We start from the raw sequence: 18,441 nt of genomic DNA on the forward strand, positions 1-18,441 counted from the left end.
AAAAAATTCACTTTCGCTTCACATTCTTTTGTCAAAATACCATACAAATTGATAATCAAAAAGGAGAGAAAATGATTAACAAAAACAAATTATTTAGACAAATTCACATTTATGTGAGTTTATTTTTCTTACCCTGTGCTGTACTTTTTGCACTTACAGGGATTGCTTATATCCTTGGAGCCGATCAAGATACGGGTTTAAAGGTAGAAACTTATAAACTTGTAAAAAATATAGAACCTGGTAAAGAAAAAGATGCACTCATCCAATACTTACAAGAAAACAATTTAAAAGTTCCATCTGACGCTGAAGCTACTCAAGGCAAAGGCAAGGGGGCGAATATGGGCGGAATACACCATAATGCCAATGCAGCTCCTGCTAATGTCAAAGCTGGCAAAGGTAAAAACAATGAAATAACTATAGGTGGAGCACATTATAGCGCCAATATAACTCCTGTTGCTCAAAATGAGTATGTAATAACTCTTAAAACTAGATCTTTGTTAGGCGATATGATCATGCTTCATAAAGATAAAGGGGCGTGGTATTTTTCTGTGCTTAGCATAGGCTTTGGTATTGCTTTATTTTTACTCTATATCTCAGGACTTATCATTACTTTATTTGCTAGCAAAAAAGATAGACAAAAACAGCTTGCAACACTTGGAGCTGGGGTTGTTATCACTATACTTTTAGCTTATCTTAGTCTTTAATTTTTTTATCTAGCTTTTTTAAGCTAGGTATTATCTAATTTTTTATATAATCACACTTTAATTTATTGGACAGATGGGTGAGCGGCTGAAACCACACCCCTGCTAAGGGTGCAGATCTTAATCGGGTCTCGAGGGTTCAAATCCCTCTCTGTCCGCCACTGACTTTCAAAAAAAACTATCAACTATCATTTTAATTACCTTTTATATATTATTTGCATTTCAAAAATAAACTTTACAAAGCTTTTTCTTAATCAATAAAATAAAATTCAATTTTATCCTTATTTTTCAACCAAATAACGCAAGCTTTAAAAATAAAAATTTCTATACTTTATCCATCTAAAATAAATGAGCTTTTTTCGTATAATCCAATAATAAAATTGGTTATTTTTCATTTAAAAACGATCTATTTAAAGCAAAGAAGCATTGATTTAAATTCTAATTTTAAAAAACTATAAAAATTATTTTTGTCGTTTTTCTTAAGCAAGTGCTATATTTTTTATAAATCCATCTTATCGTGTGTACTAAACAACTCAAAATTAATCATAGACTTTTATCTATAAAAATTTACTGCTTAAAAGCATAGAAAATATAAAAACATTAAACAGATAAAAATTATAAGATTTTATTTCGAAAGATATAAAAAAAGCCCTAAAATATAGGGCTTTTAAGAATTATTTTTTATCAATTACTTGATAATTATACGGAGCAAGGTTTTTATCGTGTTCTAAAAGTTCTTTTGGAGGATTACCATTTACTTCTACTTCATCACCATAATAACGCTCTCCTGCTTTATGTCCATTAACATCTACTTTATAATAAAGCTCTCCAGGATTAAATTTTTGCATATCTTCAAAACCTAAATTTGAAGTTTTAAAATCATTAATGCCATTAGCATTAGCAATTTCTATAAGTTTAATTTGTCCTGTTTTAGCCATATCTACAGCTTGTAAAAGCATTCTTGAAGCCTCACGAGGATTGTGGAAACCTGTTGAATTTTCAGCATTAACAAAATCAGCTCTCATTTGAGATTTGCGGTGAAGCTCTAAAACTTCTTTAAGTTCTTCACTAATCTTGCTTGCATCAGCTTTACCATCAGTTTGGAATTTTTCCATATTGCCTAACTCATCACGCAATTTTTTAGTATCCATGATTAGGCTAACAATAGCATATTCAGCTGTTCTTTGATCATGCGCTACACTATTTTGTATATCACGAACTTGAGCTCTTAAATAATCCTCGCTTTGTTTATGGCAAGTTTTACAAGCAGAATTAATATCTCTTAATGGAGAAGTGATATTGTGTTGAGAAATTTTCTTAGCACCTTCTCTAACATAAGGCATATGACAATCCGCACAACTTACTCCATTAGCAGCATGCACACCACCACTATAAAGCTCACTTTCAGGGTGTTGAATTTTAATGATTTGCGCACCTGTTAATTTATGAGTGAAATCCGCACCAAATACATTGCGAACTTTATCATAATAATCATCTAACATTTCGATTCTAAAAGGCTGATCTTTTTTCCACTCATTCCATGGGAATGTTAACATGATACCATTAGCTTCGATTTCTTTTGGTTGATTGCCATCTCTCCAAAATTCATATTCATCATAATTTTTTTGAGTGCCATCCCACCATTTTTTAGAACTATCATCAGCAATGGTTTCGCCCATTACTTTTACTTTTTCTCCTGTTGGTTTAAAATAATACTCAACATGGCATTGTGAACAAACCAAAGTTCTCATCTCTTCTCTTGTGGCTTTTACGCCTTGTACTGGATCTTTTTCATAACCTCTAGCAACTAAAGCGTTAATTGCAGCAGGACGAGTAAGTCTTAAGCTCATATCGTTTGGATTATGACAATCTGCACAAGTCACACCCATTCTCTTACCACCATGCGGTCCTGCATGCTCTGGAGAATTTTCTACTATACCATCAACAGCGGGAACATTTTTAATCATAGTCCAATAATTTGTAGAGTTAAATGCGACAAAATCTCCCTTTGCAATATTATTGATAAGCCATGGAGTCCATCCACTATGGCAGTTCATACACGCTGCTGGCTGACCCTTAAATGCTTTAAGTCCGTGAGCATTAAGAAAATCTTTATTATTTCTTGCGGTTTTCATTTGATCTACTTGAACCCAAAAATGTCCTCTTTCTTCATTAAAATCAAGACTAAAAGGATATCCAGCCCAAAGTATTGTTAGTTGAGGAAAACGAATAAGTTTTGAATAAGATAAGTTACCACCAAATTCTGTAGCCTTAGGCTCTTCTTCTTCAACTGTTAAATACATTTTAAGTTGCTCTGGAAAAACCTTTCCCCATCTTTCAAAATTTGGATTATCATCGCTAAGTAAAGAAAAATCCGCATTTGCAGCAATGGCATTTTTGTTTGCCTCGTCTTCTTTTTTTTGATTTATATCATTATTGAGCCATAAAACTCCCACTATAAGCAAAACTAAAACAACGATAGCTAAGCGTAAAAAATTTTTTTTCATTCAATTCCTCCTTAATTAAATTCCATGTTTGTGACCCACATCTTGATGACAAGAAGCACATTTTAAAGATTTGTCCGCATGTGGATTTGTTGTAGCATTGATGGCTGTTTGAGCAAAATCAGCATGACAACGAACACAATTATCTTGTATCATATTCCTGCTTTTTTCAGTTGCACTCAAATTTGTAGGAAGCTCATCAAGTTTAAAAGTAAAAGCATAAGCATGATTTAAACCGCTTTCAGCTTTAGCTATCCACTTAGCCAAGAAACCATGGGGTAAATGACAATCAACACAGGTTGCCCTAGCTTCTCCTTTTACCTTTTGTGCATGTGGCCCTGCCATATATTCATTATAAACCTCGTTCATAATATGGCAATTGTTACAAGATTCACTTGCATTACTTAAGTAAGATGTACCTTTTGCATTATAAAAGGTATAAAATCCTACCGCAAAGAACACAAAAAGCAAAACAAGAAAAATACCAAAAAGATTCAAAGATTTTTTCAAAATTTTCCTCCTTAAACTTTCAGAATAAATGAAATTGTTATTCTAACATATAGCTTTTTAAGATAAATTTAAAGATATATTTACTCTTAATTAACCGGAATAAAAATTTTGAATTTTATTTCTCTAAAAAACTCATTATTTTCAAAAATAAATGTTAAAATAACGCAAAAAAAGGAGTTTTAATGCAAACAAATCCGAATATGTTTTTAAATAGAGAACTTTCTTGGCTACGCTTTAACTCACGGGTATTAGATCAATGTTCGCGTCCGTTGCCTTTATTAGAACGCCTTAAATTTGTAGCTATATATTGTACCAATTTGGATGAATTTTATATGATACGCGTTGCCGGATTAAAACAACTTTTTTCAGCTGGAGTTAATATAAGCAGTAGTGATGAGATGTCTCCTTTGCAGCAATTAAAAGCTATACGCAAATATCTTCACAAAGAAAAAGATCTTTTAGAGCATTATTTTAATGAAATTATAAGCGATCTTGAAAAAGAAAATCTTTTTATCAAAAATTATGAAAATTTAGACAACAACCTCAAACAAAAATGTGACGAATATTTTTTCTCTACTATTTTTCCTGTTATTGTTCCAATCGCTGTGGATGCGACTCACCCTTTTCCGCACCTAAATAATCTTTCATTTTCTTTGGCGGTTAAAATTTGTGATAAAACCCATCCTGAGCTTATCAAATTTGGAATGATTCGAATTCCAAGAGTTTTACCTCGTTTTTATGAAGTGAGTGCCAATGTTTATGTTCCAATTGAAAGTATAGTAGAAAAACATACAGAAGAAATTTTTCCAGGTTACAAACTCCTTGCTTCAGCTGCTTTTAGGGTAACTAGAAATGCAGATATGGTGATAGAAGAGGAAGAAGCTGATGATTTTATGATGATATTAGAGCAAGGCTTAAAACTTCGTAGAAAAGGTGCTTTTGTAAGACTACAAATTCAAAAGGGTGCAGATGAACAAATCGTAGAATTTCTTAATACTCATATGAAAATTTTCCACAAGGATGTTTATGAGTATTCTATCTTGTTAAATCTTCCTAGCCTTTGGCAAATTGCTGGCAATAAAACCTTTACTCATCTTTTAAGTCCCCTTTATACACCTAAAACCTTACCGCCTTTTGATGAAAATTTATCCATTTTTGATGCGATAGATAAAGAAGATATACTCATCATTCAACCTTTTGAAAGCTTTGATCCTGTTTATAAGTTCATCAAAGAAGCAAGCAAAGATCCTGAGGTTATTTCTATAAGAATGACTCTTTATAGAGTAGAAAAAAACTCTAACATAGTCCAAGCCTTAATCGATGCAGCAAGCGATGGGATACAAGTTACAGTTATGGTAGAGCTTAAAGCTCGCTTTGATGAAGAAAACAACCTTCACTGGGCAAAAGCTTTAGAAAATGCTGGAGCTCATGTGATTTATGGAATCACTGGCTTTAAAGTTCATGCCAAAGTTTCTCAAGTTATACGCAAAAAAGGCGATAAGCTTAAATTTTATATGCATTTAAGCACGGGAAACTACAATGCAAGCAGTGCTAAAATCTACACTGATGTGAGTTATTTTACAAGCAAAGTTGAATTTGCAAGAGATACAACAAGCTTTTTTCATATACTTTCAGGTTTTAGCAAAAATCGTCGCCTTCAAACTCTCTCTATGAGTCCAAATCAAATCAAAGAAAAAATTCTAGAAATGATAGCTTTAGAGGCAAGCAAAGGAAGCGAAGGAGTTATCATTGCAAAGATGAATTCTCTTGTAGATAGCGATATCATAAAAGCTCTTTATGAAGCAAGTATAAAAGGAACTCAAATCGATCTTATCGTGCGTGGAATTTGCTGTTTAAAACCTAATGAAGAATTCAGCAAAAACATACGCGTTAGAAGTATTATAGGAAAATATTTAGAACATGCTAGGGTGTTTTATTTTAAACACAGTGAGCCAAATTATTTTATATCAAGTGCGGACTGGATGCCAAGAAATTTAGAGCGTCGTTTAGAGCTTATGACTCCTATATATGATGAAAGAAGTAAGGCAAAATTAGCACAATTCTTGCGCTTGCAACTCAGCGATAATTTACTTGCTTATGAACTTCAAAATGATGGAGAATATGCAAAAGTTGCTAGCAATGAAAAAGTGATTGACTCACAACAAATTTTAGAAGAATATGTCAGTAAAATTTATAAAACACTTAAAAAAGATACAGATCAAAGTCGTGCAACGCACTTAGCTTCTAAACTTTTCAAAGAAAACTAAAAGTTTTTAAGGTTTTTACTCTAAAGACTTATTTACTTGTTTATTATAAAAAAGGACTTTAAAATAAAGCCCTAGGAGATTTCCCATAGAAATAAACAATCATTTCTAAACTATAAAAAGATTTAGAAATGATTTTTAAGATTAAAATTTATACTTAAGTCCTACTTGACCACTTAAGTAAGTTTCATTTTTATTATCTACTTTACCTGCTAGTATTTGTTTAGCACCAAAGCCAAGATTCATACTGAGTTGATTTGTAAAATCTACATTACCCCCTACGATAATTTGTCCGTATGTTTTTTTCTTGTTGTTAGCTTCTACACTAGTAAAGAAAGCATTATTTACAGCTAGGTTAGCTGTGTAATCATCACCACTATTGATAACAAATTGTTCTATTTTTGGAGTTACAAAAATATAAGAGTTTTCATTCATATATTTTCTAAATTCAGCACCCACTTCAACACTTACAGAATTGTTTTTCATAGAATCAATATCTTTAGCAATAGCACCATTTTCTGTATGAGATGGAGTATAACTAAAATAATAATTTACTCCCGCAAAAGGTTTGATAAATAAAGTATTATCACTAAAGTCAAACACACGACCTGCATTAGCACTAAGTCCTAAGAATTTGCTTGTATAATCTGAGTTATATGCACCATCTATTTGAACATTGTCTTGTTTAGTTGGAGAAACTTGAGCATAAGCTTTAAGATTAAGTTCCCATTGTGGAGCTACATTGATAGTAGAATACATACCTAATTGGAAGTTATCACTTTTTTGTTCTAAATTATTGTCTTTGATTTTAGCGTTTGCATAAGTAAAATAAGCACCCCATAAAACATCATCATTAGCTTGTTTATCTACTCCCACGGTAGCACCATACATTGCACCACTATCTCCATCGATAATATTAGCACCACCAAAAGCATTAGCCCAAACACTATTAGTATATTCATTTACATAGCTTGGTCTCATATCACTATCTAAGGCAGCAAATTTAAGACCATTCATTTTAGAAGCATAAGTTCCAAAAGGATTGTTTAGCATTGCTACACGAGAACCTATAGAAACATCATTAGAAATATTCATAGTGGTATTCACTGCACTAGAAGCTGAATTTAGATTAGATACAGATTTACCTGTATTGTCTGTGTCTTTTTTGATATCTAAAGCTAGTTTTACACCTTCTCTACTTGCTAAATCTGCTCCTATACTTCCTAATTGTTCTGTAATAGAACGAAGAGCTAGGATAGAAGCTTTATCATTAGCACTAAGATTTAAATTTGAATTTTTATTTACTAAATCAATGTATTTTTCATCATCGATTTTACCGCCGTTTTGCATAGCTTCTTGTTGAAGTTTTTCAAGTTCAGTTTTTTGTTCTTGTAGGGCTTCTTTGGCTTGCTCATTATCTAAACCATCTATGATTCTAGTGATAGCTTCAAGATCTACTGCGATTTGATTAGTTAATTTTTTAGCCGCTGCAGTAGCACCTCCATTGATCACTAAGCATTTATCACCACCGCAGTTTTTAAGGCTAAGTTTATAATCCACAAAGACACCGCCATACTTATTATCTTCAGCTGTAACATCAAGAGAAGCAACATAATCATCGTCATTAAGCAAGCTTTCATCTATATAAGAACTTGCACTTTTTAAAATCAAAGCTCCTGCGTTAGTTTCATCATTAAGCTTATCTGTTTTTATGTCTTTTGCTCTTAAAGCAATAAAATCATTTACATCTAAATTCGAATAAGATTGAGATAAAAATCCAAGACCTGATTTTTCAATCGTTGCTGTTCCATTGACTTTAAAAGTATCGCTTTTCATTGAAACAATAGCACTATTTGTTGCGCTAAAATCCCCATTTACAGTTAAGCTACCATTTACAGTATCGTTAGTATTTTCTCTACTACCATTAAAAATTAACAAAGATGAGGCTTTATTTTTATCTATATTATCAAGATCAAAATCTTCACCTGAGCCTACCATTGTAAAATTAGCATTAATAATTCCTGCATTAAAATAACTAAGTCCTATATCAGTAGTTTTAAAATCTTTCGCATCTACATTGAAATTTCTTACTAAAGCAGCAGTTTCGCCACCACTATTTCTAGTATTTTCTAAAGTTAAAGAATTATTACCTAAATCAATGTTGATTTTAGCATCTTCATGGGCATCATCAAAGGCTAAAGTATTAATTTTAAAAGTTAGATCTTGATTTTTGTAATTTTCATTTTTAAAAGTAGCAACATTGTCTTTTTCATTAATGTCAAAGTGTGTATTTAAATCACTATCACTGTTAAAAGTAATCTCTGCTGCAAAAGCACCTGAATAAAGCAAAGTTGCTACACCTAAGCTTAGCAATATCTTGCTCGAAGCATTTTTCTTCATAAGTTTCTCCTTCAATAAATTTAAACTGAAGGAAAAATTATACCCCCCCCCTAAAAATAAGCTTAAAAATAAAACTATAAATTTTTAATGAAAAATTATAAAACCCAATATATCAAAATTTTAAGGGTAATAAATCATTCTTAACTTCATATAAAAAATTCTAAAAATTTGAAATAAACTTATGATTTACTTAAAATTAGCGTGATGGTGGAAGCGAGGGGAATCGAACCCCTGTCCAAAAATAATCCCACAAAGACCTCTACATGCTTAGCAAAGATGACTACTTCACCCTACTTCGCTCATCTTCCAAAACTCAAAAGCAAGGCTAAGACCTTATTTCACCTCAACGCTTGTCAAACGCAAGGCTACACTATCAAAAATGACCGAAAATTAAGCTAGATAGTATGACTTAAATTTCAGGCTCAACTGAACTTACGCAGCTTTAGCGTAAGCAGGAGCGAATTTAACGTTGTTTGCGTTTAATTTTAATTTGGACTTTTTACGCTTTGTCCAAAGCGACATGCCATCTAAGCAGACTTACTCCTGTCGAAGCCAAGTCGCTCCCTTATTTAGAAATAATATTTGGAACATTAACAATTAAAGGATTAAAAACGGCTAAAACAGAATCATCATTTTCATATGAACGACAATATTTTTCAAATTGATCACTCATCAAAAGCATCCAATCCGTAAATTCATCACTAGCAGGCCCATCAAAACGATTGGCTTGCGCCATCATCTCTTCACAAAATACACAAAAATCAGTCACTTCTTCAAGATTTAAGCGTCTTGCTGCCCAAGCGGTATTGTGTGCTAAAGTTTCAAGTTCTTTTATGGCTTCTTTATAACGCACACTATCACTTCCTAGCTGGATGATTAAAGGTTCAAATCTATCGCACATGGTTCTAAAAAATTGTAAAAATTTTTCTATGTCGTCGATTTCATAATCTAATTCTAATTTTGTTAAAATTCCCATTTTTAAACCGCATTGCTAAAGTTTAATGCAAATTGTAGCAAATTTTAGCTAAAATCTTATTTTAATTTTCCAAAGTATAAGAATGAAAATATGGACAGAATAGTAGAAATAGAAAAATATTCTTTTGACGAAACTTATGAAACTTCTCTGCGTCCTTCAAATTTCGATGGCTACATAGGACAAGAAAACATTAAAAAAAATTTAAATGTTTTTATTAGCGCTGCAAAAAAAAGAAATGAATGCTTAGACCATATACTTTTTAGTGGGCCTGCAGGACTTGGCAAAACTACATTGGCTAATATTATTTCTTATGAGATGGGTGCAAATATCAAAACAACTGCGGCTCCTATGATAGAAAAAAGCGGGGATTTGGCTGCAATTTTAACCAATTTAAGCGAAGGAGATGTGCTTTTTATCGATGAAATTCATCGCTTAAGCCCTGCTATTGAAGAAGTACTTTACCCTGCAATGGAAGATTATAGGCTAGATATCATCATCGGTAGTGGCCCTGCAGCACAAACTATAAAAATCGATTTGCCTAAATTTACACTTATTGGCGCTACAACCCGTGCAGGAATGCTTAGCAATCCTTTAAGAGATCGTTTTGGAATGCAATTTAGACTTGAATTTTATAAAGATGAAGAGCTTGCTATCATACTTCAAAAAGCTGCACTAAAGCTCAATAAAAGCTGTGAAAATGAAGCTGCACTTGAGATTGCCAAAAGAAGTCGCTCTACTCCTAGAATCGCACTTAGACTTTTAAAAAGAGTGAGAGATTTTGCAGATGTAAATGACGAAGAAACGATCACCAAAGAAAGGGCTAAAGAAGCATTAAATTCTTTAGGTGTCAATGAGCTTGGTTTTGATGCGATGGATTTAAGATATCTAGAGCTTTTAACAGAGGCTAAAAGAAAGCCTATAGGACTTTCTAGTATAGCGGCAGCTTTGAGTGAAGATGAAAATACTATTGAAGATGTAATCGAACCTTATTTGCTTGCAAATGGCTACATAGAACGCACTGCCAAAGGTCGTATAGCAAGTACAAAAAGTTTTAGTGTACTTAAGCTTAATTACGAACAAACTTTATTTGATGAAAATTGAAGGAAAAAAATGCAAACTGGAAAAATTTTTCTTATCTGTTTTATTTTAGTGGTTTTATCCCTTTTACTTTATCTTTTTAAGGGTTTTTTACTTGTTATTATCATTGCAAGTTTAATGGCAGTTGCTACCTCAAATGCAAATGCTAAATTTTTAAGCCTAACAAATGGGCGTAAATTTTTAGCCTCTATGCTAACAACTGCATGTATGGTTTTACTTTTCTTCGCTCCCTTTGTCTATGCGATGATCGAGCTAGCTAAGGCTTTAAAGAATTTTGATATCAATCTTGTCACACAAACGCTCAATTATGTTAAAAATTATCAATTTACCCTACCCGAAAGCCTTAGCTTTTTAGAACCTAAAATCAAAGAATTTCTAGCTTCTATAGACTTAAATAGCATTTCTAAACAAATTTTAAATTATGCTTCAAGTTTTACAAAATCAGGAGCTAAATTTCTTATAGATATGGTGTTAATCTGTATATTTTATTTTTTTGCTAATCTATATGGAACAGAATTAGTAATCTATATAAAATCTGTCATTCCTATCGACAAACAAGAACTTGATGATATTTTAAGCGAAGTGGGTAATGTTATGGCCGTGGTGCTTTATTCTATGATCATTATCGCCATACTTCAAGGAGCACTTTTTAGCATCATTGCTATGTTTTATGGATATGATGCCATCTTAATGGGTGTAATTTTTGCTGTAAGCTCTCTCATACCAGCTTTGGGTGGAGCTTTGGTGTATATCCCTATAAGTCTTTATGAATTTGCTTCAAGCGGTCTTGGTTCTGCACTTGTTATTTTTATTTATTCTGTTGTTGTTATCTCTTTTATCGCTGATACCCTAGTTAAGCCTTTAATCATTAAATGGATTAATGAAAAACTCGTAAAAACACCCACTAAAATCAATGAACTTTTGATTTTCTTAGCCATGATAGCTGGAATTTCAACTTTTGGTTTTTGGGGTATTATTTTAGGACCTGCAATTTTAACTTTTTTTATTTCAACAATAAGACTTTATATGATTTTAAAAGATAAGAATTTAATTTAAAATAAAAAATGTTTCTCTCGCGTAAGAGAGAAACATCAAACTAGATTTAAGCTTTTGGTCCTATCATTTTAGCAGGATCAACGAATTTAGCAAAGTCTTCTTCGCTAACCAAACCTAACTCCATAGCACTTTCTTTTAAAGAAATACCTTTTTTATGTGCATTTTTAGCTACCTTAGCAGCATTTTCATATCCAATGTGTGGGTTTAATGCAGTCACTAGCATTAAAGAATTGTGTAAATTGTATTCTATTTTTTCACGATTTGGCTCTATACCTACAGCACAATGAATATTAAATGAATGCATAGAATCAGCAAGTAAATCAAGACTTTGTAAGAAATTATAGATAATCACAGGTTTAAATACATTAAGTTCAAAATTTCCTTGACTTGCAGCAAAACCTATAGCCGCATCATTTCCCATCACTTGAACCGCAACCATAGTAATAGCTTCACATTGTGTAGGATTAACCTTACCTGGCATGATAGAACTTCCTGGTTCATTCTCAGGGATATTAAGCTCACCAAGTCCGCATCTAGGACCCGAAGCTAACCATCTGATATCATTTGCTATTTTCATTAAATTTGCAGCCAAGCCTTTCATAGCTCCATGAGTAAAATTAATAGCATCATGGCTTGTTAAAGCATGGAATTTATTTGGACTTGAAACAAATTTTGTACCTATAAGCTTACTAAGTTCTTCGCTCACTTTTTCACTGAGTTCTGGATGAGCATTAAGTCCTGTTCCCACCGCTGTTCCGCCTATTGCCAATTCTCTTAAGGTTGGTAAAGAAGCGATAATTTGCTCTTTTGAATGTAAAAGCATAGAAAGATAACCGCTGAATTCTTGCGCTAAAGTAAGCGGTGTAGCATCTTGTAAATGCGTGCGTCCTATTTTGATAATTCCTTCAAATTCTTTTACCTTTTTTTCAAAAGTAGCAATAAGCTCATCAAGTGCAGGAATAAGCTTTTTCTCCACTTGTTCTACTGCAACTATACTCATAGCAGTTGGGAAAGTATCATTAGAACTTTGAGACATATTTACATGATCATTTGGATGTACAAGTTTTTCTTTACGAAAATCTCCGCCCATGATTTCAGTTGCACGATTTGCAATCACTTCATTCATATTCATATTGCTTTGTGTGCCTGATCCTGTTTGCCAAATTGCAAGTGGGAAATTATCATCAAATTTACCTGCGATAATCTCATCACAAGCTTGAACTATAGCACTTTTTTTAGCATCATCTAGCTTGCCAAGTTTATTATTTACCAAAGCTAAGGACTTTTTAAGATTTGCAAAAGCATAGATTAGCACCTTTGGCATCTTTTCGCAACCAATTTTGAAATTTTCAAAACTTCTCTCTGTTTGAGCACCCCAATATTTGTCATTTGGAACTTTAATTTCGCCCATGGTATCATGTTCAATTCTATATTCCATTAGGTTTCCTTTCTAGAAAATTGTTATGCAATTATTTAAACAAAAATAAGCATAAAATTAGCTTATAATTTAAAATTTATTTATTTTTTTGGAATTTATGAGAGTTTATGTGCAGTTTTATAACTGCACGGGGTTTATTCAACGGTTACACTTTTTGCTAAATTTCTTGGCATATCTACATCATTGCCAAGTCTTATAGAAATTTCCATCGCTAGAAGTTGAGTGATCACCATCATTTCAAAAAATTCACACATATAATGATCTTGCTCGTTGGTTTTTATAAAATCATCACTTAAATCAAAATCCAAAGGAGAAACGCAAAGAACAGTAGAATCCCTAGCTATCAATTCCTCAACATTTGATTTGGTTTTTTCATAAAGTAGGGTTTTAGGCATTAAAGCTATAGTATAAAGCTTAGAATCAGCCAAAGCTATAGGTCCGTGCTTCATTTCTCCTGCAGGATAACCTTCAGCATGCAAATAAGAGAGTTCTTTTAATTTTAAAGCTCCCTCTAAAGCCAAAGGATAGAACACATCTCTACCTATAAAGAAAAATCCATGGCCGTCTAAGTAACGCTTAGATAAACGATGAATTTTTTCATGTAATTTAGCACTTACCGCAACGCAATTAGGAGTATGTAAAAGAGCTTTGATTTGGGCACTCATATCAATTTTTTTCTTTTGAGCAATAAAAATTGCCAACATCCAAAGTGTTAAAACTTGAGTTGCAAAAGCCTTGGTTGAAGCTACACCTTTTTCAATGCCTGCGCGCGTTAGAAGACTTAAGTGTGCCAAACGGACTATATTGGAATTATCCACATTACAAATAGCAAATGTTTTAGCTCCTTGCTCTTTTGCAATTTTTAAGGCTTCTAAAGTATCTGCGGTTTCTCCGCTTTGAGAAATTACGATAAATAAAGAATTAGGCTTAATAATGGCTTCTCTGTAGCGAAATTCACTAGCAATTTCTACCTTAGCCTTAACCCTAGCCAAACGCTCAAACAAATACGCGCTTGCCATAGCAGCATGATAGCTAGTTCCACAAGCACAAAGTGTGATTTCATCAACTGTACTTAAATCCTCATTTTCAAGCTCATCAAAAACCACCTCATCACCATTAATGCGCCCCATCAAAACCTCGCTCATTACGCGACTTTGCTCATAAATTTCTTTTTCCATAAAAAAGCGAAAACCATCTTTTTTTGCATAAGCTTTATCGCCTGAAAGCTTGGTAAAGGAATTTTGTTTTAATTGATTATTTTCATAAATAACAAGTTCCTTTTCATTAGCATAGCCTAAGCTTAAATCCTCAAGATAAATTACCTCATCGCAAAGCCCTATCAAAGGCGTATCAGCACTTGCAAAATAAAATTCATTATTTTGAGATTTTCCTACGATTAAAGGAGCGGCATTTTTAGCAAAAAATACACGAGTAGGATCTTTTTTACTCACTAAAAGTGTGGCAAAAGCACCTCTAAGTTCTTCTATTGTTTTTTTCCAAGCCTCGAAAACTTCCATTTTTTCTGCATAAAATTCAAAAAGTTGAACTATAACCTCTGTATCTGTTTGGCTTAGAAAACTCACTCCTTGGTCTTCAAGCTTGTTTTTAATCTCTTTATAATTTTCTATAATACCATTATGAATCACACAAGAATACTGACCCAAATGAGGATGTGCATTGATTTCATTAGGTTTTCCATGGGTTGCCCAGCGTGTATGACCTATAGCAAAACCAAATTCCTCACTTGTAAAATTTGCACATTTATTGGCCAAATTTTCAAGCTTACCTACAGCTTTGAAAAAATCAAGCTCTCCATTTTTCATCACTGCTAAACCCGCACTATCATAACCGCGATATTCAAGCTCTTTAAGTCCACTTAAAATGGTATGTTTTTTTTCATTTTTTCCTATATAACCTACAATTCCACACATGATTTACTCACTTATTAAAGAAATTAACAATTTTTCTTCATTTTTCTCCAAATTTTCATTTTTTTGAAAAATAAAGGTATTACGCGTTCTTTGGCGTATGGTTTGAATTTTTGCTGCAGATAAAACCAAACCTAACTCGTTAAAAATATTCATCATATATGCCATCAAACCTTGTTGATCTTTAGTATTTAAACTAAGTTTTGCATAGATTTTAGAATAATTTAAATCCAATTTTAACTCATCTTTTTTAATGATTGGCTTTTTGATCTTTCTTGAAGAAAAACCACTTAAATTTGAATTTAAAAGCTCGCAAAGTTTGTTTTTTTGCTCATCTGTAATGATATTATCATACTCAAATCTTAAATAAATTTTATCATCAAATAACTCAAATAAATTCATAAAAACTAAATTTAAATTTGCTAAAGCGGTCAAAACAATTTCTATTTTAAAATCCTTAAAAGCAACGATTTGAAGACTTAAATTTGTACTATTGCTAAACCAAAATTTAAAATCATTTTCCTTTGCAAATCGTGCAATTTCAACAATATCTTCAAAAGTATTTTTGATGATAAAAAGATTGGATTTTATATGAGTGATCTTATCTTGTAAAATAGCATTTTGCTCCAAGAAAAGCTTTGTTCTTTTGAGTGTTAATTCTTTTTTTACACGCCTTGCGGTTTCATCAAGTAAATTTTCATCATCAAAACCTTGTTTAGCATTTTCTAAAATTCTATCTATAACCTTATAAAAAAATGGATTACGATTTAAAGCTTTTGCTTTAAGCCAAGTAAGAGTATGTAAAAGCTTTAAGGTTTTTAAATTTTCAACCTTAGAAAGCAAAGCACATATAATGATAGGATTATAAACGTCTTCTTTTTCGGCAAGCTCTTTTAAAGCATTGTGATTTTTAAAAATCCTAAGCCCAAGTTCAAAAACATCATTTTTTAGATTAAATTTAATACAATAAGCCCTATATATACTCGCTAAAGAAATTTCATTTTCATTGTTAATTGCGCTTAAAAGTATGACTAATTTTAAAATCATTTTCTCATCTGTATTTAAATTTTTCAAACTCTCAAGTTCATCTTCGTATTTTTCAAATTCTTTTAAAAGCAAAAATGCTTGCTCATCAAAACTATAATCCCCCTCCTCATCGCTTAAAAAACGCACCATACCAAAAGGCTTGCATAATTCTTTTAAAATTCCACTATCAAGTAAAAGTTTTAAAATACAAAAACTATGTCTTTTATAAAATATTTTTTCAAAAAGAGCTAAAGCTTTCTCTAAATCCTTTTTTTCATAACTTAAATTTTTAAGAGCAAAAACCAAATCTAAATCAAAAGCAATATCTTGATCTTTCAAACCCAACAAAAAAGTTAATGCTTCTGCTAAATTTTTAAATCGGTATTGTTTTTGTGCAATATTTTGTAATTCATTTTGAATTTTATAAGCTAAAAAATGGGTATAAAAACCTATAGTATGCATACTTTGCAAGGCTTTTTGCACTAAGATTTTTTCAGCATCTAAATTTTTCTTGCCCTTTCTATACATCAATTCTGCAATCTCGTGAATATTGCTAAATAAAAATTCGTCTTGATCTTTATTGCTTTGCAAATTTATAGCAGATTTTAAGGACAATAAAAAATCCGCCGCTAAGCGCAACTCGCTTACATTTTTTTCATCCATAAAATTTAAAGCATAATTTTTAGGGGAATTTTTAAAAAGAGTTAACAAGCTTTCTAAAGCTCGTAAGTGATCTAAGCCCCCAAAATCTTTTTTTATGTTGAATTCTTGCTTGATAAAAGGAAGGTTAAAATCTTTAAAATTAGCAAGTAAAATTTGAGCAAATTCATTTTTATTTGCATGGAGTATGCTGTCAAATTTTTCCTTGACTGGTTTAAATAAAATTTTAGATCCACATATAAAGCGAGCACCTATTATGGTTGTTTTAAGCTCATTGCTAGCATTATAAAGTCCATTTAGTTCTAAAACCACATAATCAATTTGCAAATGCACATCATTTAATATCTCTATAAAAGCTTTAATCATAGGTTTTAAATGATAAGCTTTAATATCCTTATAAACAAAAATCAAAGAAACGCTTTCATTTGCGCAAAGATTATTTTTTGCATATCCTTTGCTTGCCAAAACACAAAAGGGTATATTATCGCTTGTAGGCAAAAAATTTTCAAAACATTCCTTTAATACTATATCATAAGTTTTTTTTAAAAAATTATCCATATTTTTAGAATGATACAGACTAAATGATCCTTGTTTTAAAAAAAATTTTCTATAGTTTTGCGCATAGGTATTGAGATTTTTCTTAAAAAGTTCTAATTCTTTATTTAACAAATCTTTACTCTCTTTTAAAATTTCATTTATAAGATTTTAACAAAAATATCTTTTATTTTGGCTTTGCTATAAACTCTTTTTCAGTAAGCAAAATTTATAATGTTTTTTCAAAAATTCTAAAAATTTATAGAAGTGAAAATCAATGAAAAATCTACTTGAAAAACTAGAAAATGAAGAAAGATTAAATGAAAATGAAGCAAATGCCCTATGGGATTTAGATCTTTTTACCTTAGCTAAATTCGCACACAAAAAACGCACTAAGCTTCATGGAAAAAAGGTGTATTTTAATATAAATCGCCATATAAATCCTACAAATATTTGTGCAGATACATGTAAATTTTGTGCTTTTTCAGCACACCGAAAAAATCCAAATCCTTATCTTATGAGCCATGAAGAAATTATGAAAATAGTTGATGATACTATAACTCGTGGCACTAAAGAAGTGCATATTGTTTCAGCACACAATAAAGACACAAGTTGGCAGTGGTATTTAGAAATTTTTAAAATGATTAAGGAAAAATACCCTCAAATGCATATAAAAGCTATGACAGCGGCAGAAATTGACTTTTTGCATCGCCGTTTTAAAATGAGCTATGAAGAAGTGATAGAAAAAATGCTTGAATACGGCGTGGATTCTATGCCTGGGGGTGGAGCAGAAATTTTTGATGAAGAAATACGCAAAAAAATCTGCCATGGAAAAGTAAGCAGTGAAAATTGGCTCAAAATTCACAAACTTTGGCATGATAAAGGCAGACAAAGCAATGCTACTATGCTTTTTGGACATATCGAAGAAAGACGCCATAGGATAGACCATATGTTAAGACTTCGTGCCTTGCAAGATGAAAGTGGGGGTTTTAATGCTTTTATTCCTTTGGTTTGGCAAAGAGATAATAGTTACATACAAACAGATAAGATAATGGATAGTGAAGAAATTTTAAAAACCATAGCTATTTCTCGCTTAGTACTTGATAATATCAAAAACATTAAAGCTTATTGGGCGACTATGACTTTAAATTTAGCCATGGTTGCGCAAGAATTTGGCGCAAATGACTTAGATGGCACTATAGAAAAAGAAAGTATACAAAGTGCAGGAGGAGCAAAATCTGCTAAGGGTACCAATCTAAAAACCTTTATAGAAATGATAAAAACAGCAAATTTAACTCCTGTAGAACGCGATAGTTTATATAATGAACTACAAACCTACTAAGGAT

12 protein-coding genes, 1 tRNA gene and 1 other RNA gene are annotated in these 18,441 nt (G+C 31.8%); 6 read left to right on the top strand and 8 right to left on the bottom strand.

Annotation, left to right across the window (positions count from 1 at the left end):
* Window positions 1–71: 71 nt before the first annotated feature.
* A complete protein-coding gene (locus tag KAR67_RS06160; protein ID WP_002777778.1) occupies window positions 72–704 on the top strand; it encodes a membrane protein in 633 nt (210 codons plus the stop codon).
* Between the two features lie 67 nt (window positions 705–771).
* Window positions 772–862, top strand: a tRNA-Ser gene (locus KAR67_RS06165).
* Window positions 863–1,375: 513 nt separating this feature from the next.
* Here KAR67_RS06165 and KAR67_RS06170 read toward each other — a convergent pair.
* Entirely contained in the window at window positions 1,376–3,208 is a 1,833-nt protein-coding gene (locus tag KAR67_RS06170; protein ID WP_002803643.1) for an ammonia-forming cytochrome c nitrite reductase subunit c552, read from the bottom strand.
* A gap of 15 nt (window positions 3,209–3,223) precedes the next feature.
* Window positions 3,224–3,715 carry a cytochrome c nitrite reductase small subunit gene (nrfH, locus tag KAR67_RS06175; protein WP_002777782.1) on the bottom strand — a complete coding sequence of 164 codons (492 nt, stop codon included), beginning with the start codon at window positions 3,713–3,715 and terminating at the stop codon, window positions 3,224–3,226.
* A gap of 182 nt (window positions 3,716–3,897) precedes the next feature.
* Between nrfH and KAR67_RS06180 the strand changes: the two genes are divergently transcribed.
* Window positions 3,898–5,982, top strand: a complete 2,085-nt coding sequence (locus KAR67_RS06180) for an RNA degradosome polyphosphate kinase (RefSeq protein ID WP_002780516.1) — start codon at window positions 3,898–3,900, stop codon at window positions 5,980–5,982.
* 141 nt (window positions 5,983–6,123) lie between these two features.
* Here the strand turns inward: KAR67_RS06180 and capC are convergent, their stop codons facing one another.
* From capC to KAR67_RS06195, 3 genes are all read right to left on the bottom strand, one after another.
* Window positions 6,124–8,379, bottom strand: a complete 2,256-nt coding sequence (gene capC / locus KAR67_RS06185; protein ID WP_060785291.1) for an autotransporter adhesin CapC — start codon at window positions 8,377–8,379, stop codon at window positions 6,124–6,126.
* Window positions 8,380–8,584: 205 nt separating this feature from the next.
* Window positions 8,585–8,944, bottom strand: a transfer-messenger RNA (tmRNA) gene (gene ssrA / locus KAR67_RS06190).
* Window positions 8,945–9,355 (bottom strand): hypothetical protein, encoded by a 411-nt coding sequence (locus tag KAR67_RS06195; RefSeq protein WP_023362114.1) that lies wholly within the window; start codon window positions 9,353–9,355, stop codon window positions 8,945–8,947.
* A gap of 90 nt (window positions 9,356–9,445) precedes the next feature.
* On the opposite strand from KAR67_RS06195, the gene ruvB reads away from it, so the two are divergent.
* The gene (ruvB, locus tag KAR67_RS06200; protein WP_002777794.1) at window positions 9,446–10,456 is read left to right on the top strand and encodes a Holliday junction branch migration DNA helicase RuvB; all 1,011 of its coding nucleotides are present in this window, start codon (window positions 9,446–9,448) and stop codon (window positions 10,454–10,456) included.
* A gap of 9 nt (window positions 10,457–10,465) precedes the next feature.
* The gene (locus KAR67_RS06205; protein WP_057030645.1) at window positions 10,466–11,509 is read left to right on the top strand and encodes an AI-2E family transporter; all 1,044 of its coding nucleotides are present in this window, start codon (window positions 10,466–10,468) and stop codon (window positions 11,507–11,509) included.
* A gap of 46 nt (window positions 11,510–11,555) precedes the next feature.
* Here KAR67_RS06205 and fumC read toward each other — a convergent pair whose 3' ends face one another.
* The 3 genes from fumC to KAR67_RS06220 all read right to left on the bottom strand — a co-directional run bounded on the left by fumC (window position 11,556) and on the right by KAR67_RS06220 (window position 17,230).
* Entirely contained in the window at window positions 11,556–12,947 is a 1,392-nt protein-coding gene (gene fumC, locus KAR67_RS06210) for a class II fumarate hydratase (protein WP_002777799.1), read from the bottom strand.
* Between the two features lie 134 nt (window positions 12,948–13,081).
* Window positions 13,082–14,878 carry a glutamine--fructose-6-phosphate transaminase (isomerizing) gene (gene glmS / locus KAR67_RS06215; protein ID WP_002777801.1) on the bottom strand — a complete coding sequence of 599 codons (1,797 nt, stop codon included), beginning with the start codon at window positions 14,876–14,878 and terminating at the stop codon, window positions 13,082–13,084.
* 3 nt (window positions 14,879–14,881) lie between these two features.
* A complete protein-coding gene (locus KAR67_RS06220; RefSeq protein WP_162284643.1) occupies window positions 14,882–17,230 on the bottom strand; it encodes a nucleotidyltransferase in 2,349 nt (782 codons plus the stop codon).
* A 142-nt stretch (window positions 17,231–17,372) separates the two neighbouring features.
* On the opposite strand from KAR67_RS06220, the gene mqnE reads away from it, so the two are divergent.
* On the top strand, window positions 17,373–18,437 hold the full coding sequence (gene mqnE, locus KAR67_RS06225; protein ID WP_002831248.1) for an aminofutalosine synthase MqnE: 1,065 nt from the start codon (window positions 17,373–17,375) through the stop codon (window positions 18,435–18,437).
* The last annotated feature ends 4 nt before the right edge of the window (window positions 18,438–18,441 follow it).

This window comes from Campylobacter sp. JH32, assembly GCF_017846535.1.
Classification (GTDB): Bacteria; Campylobacterota; Campylobacteria; order Campylobacterales; family Campylobacteraceae; genus Campylobacter_D; species Campylobacter_D coli.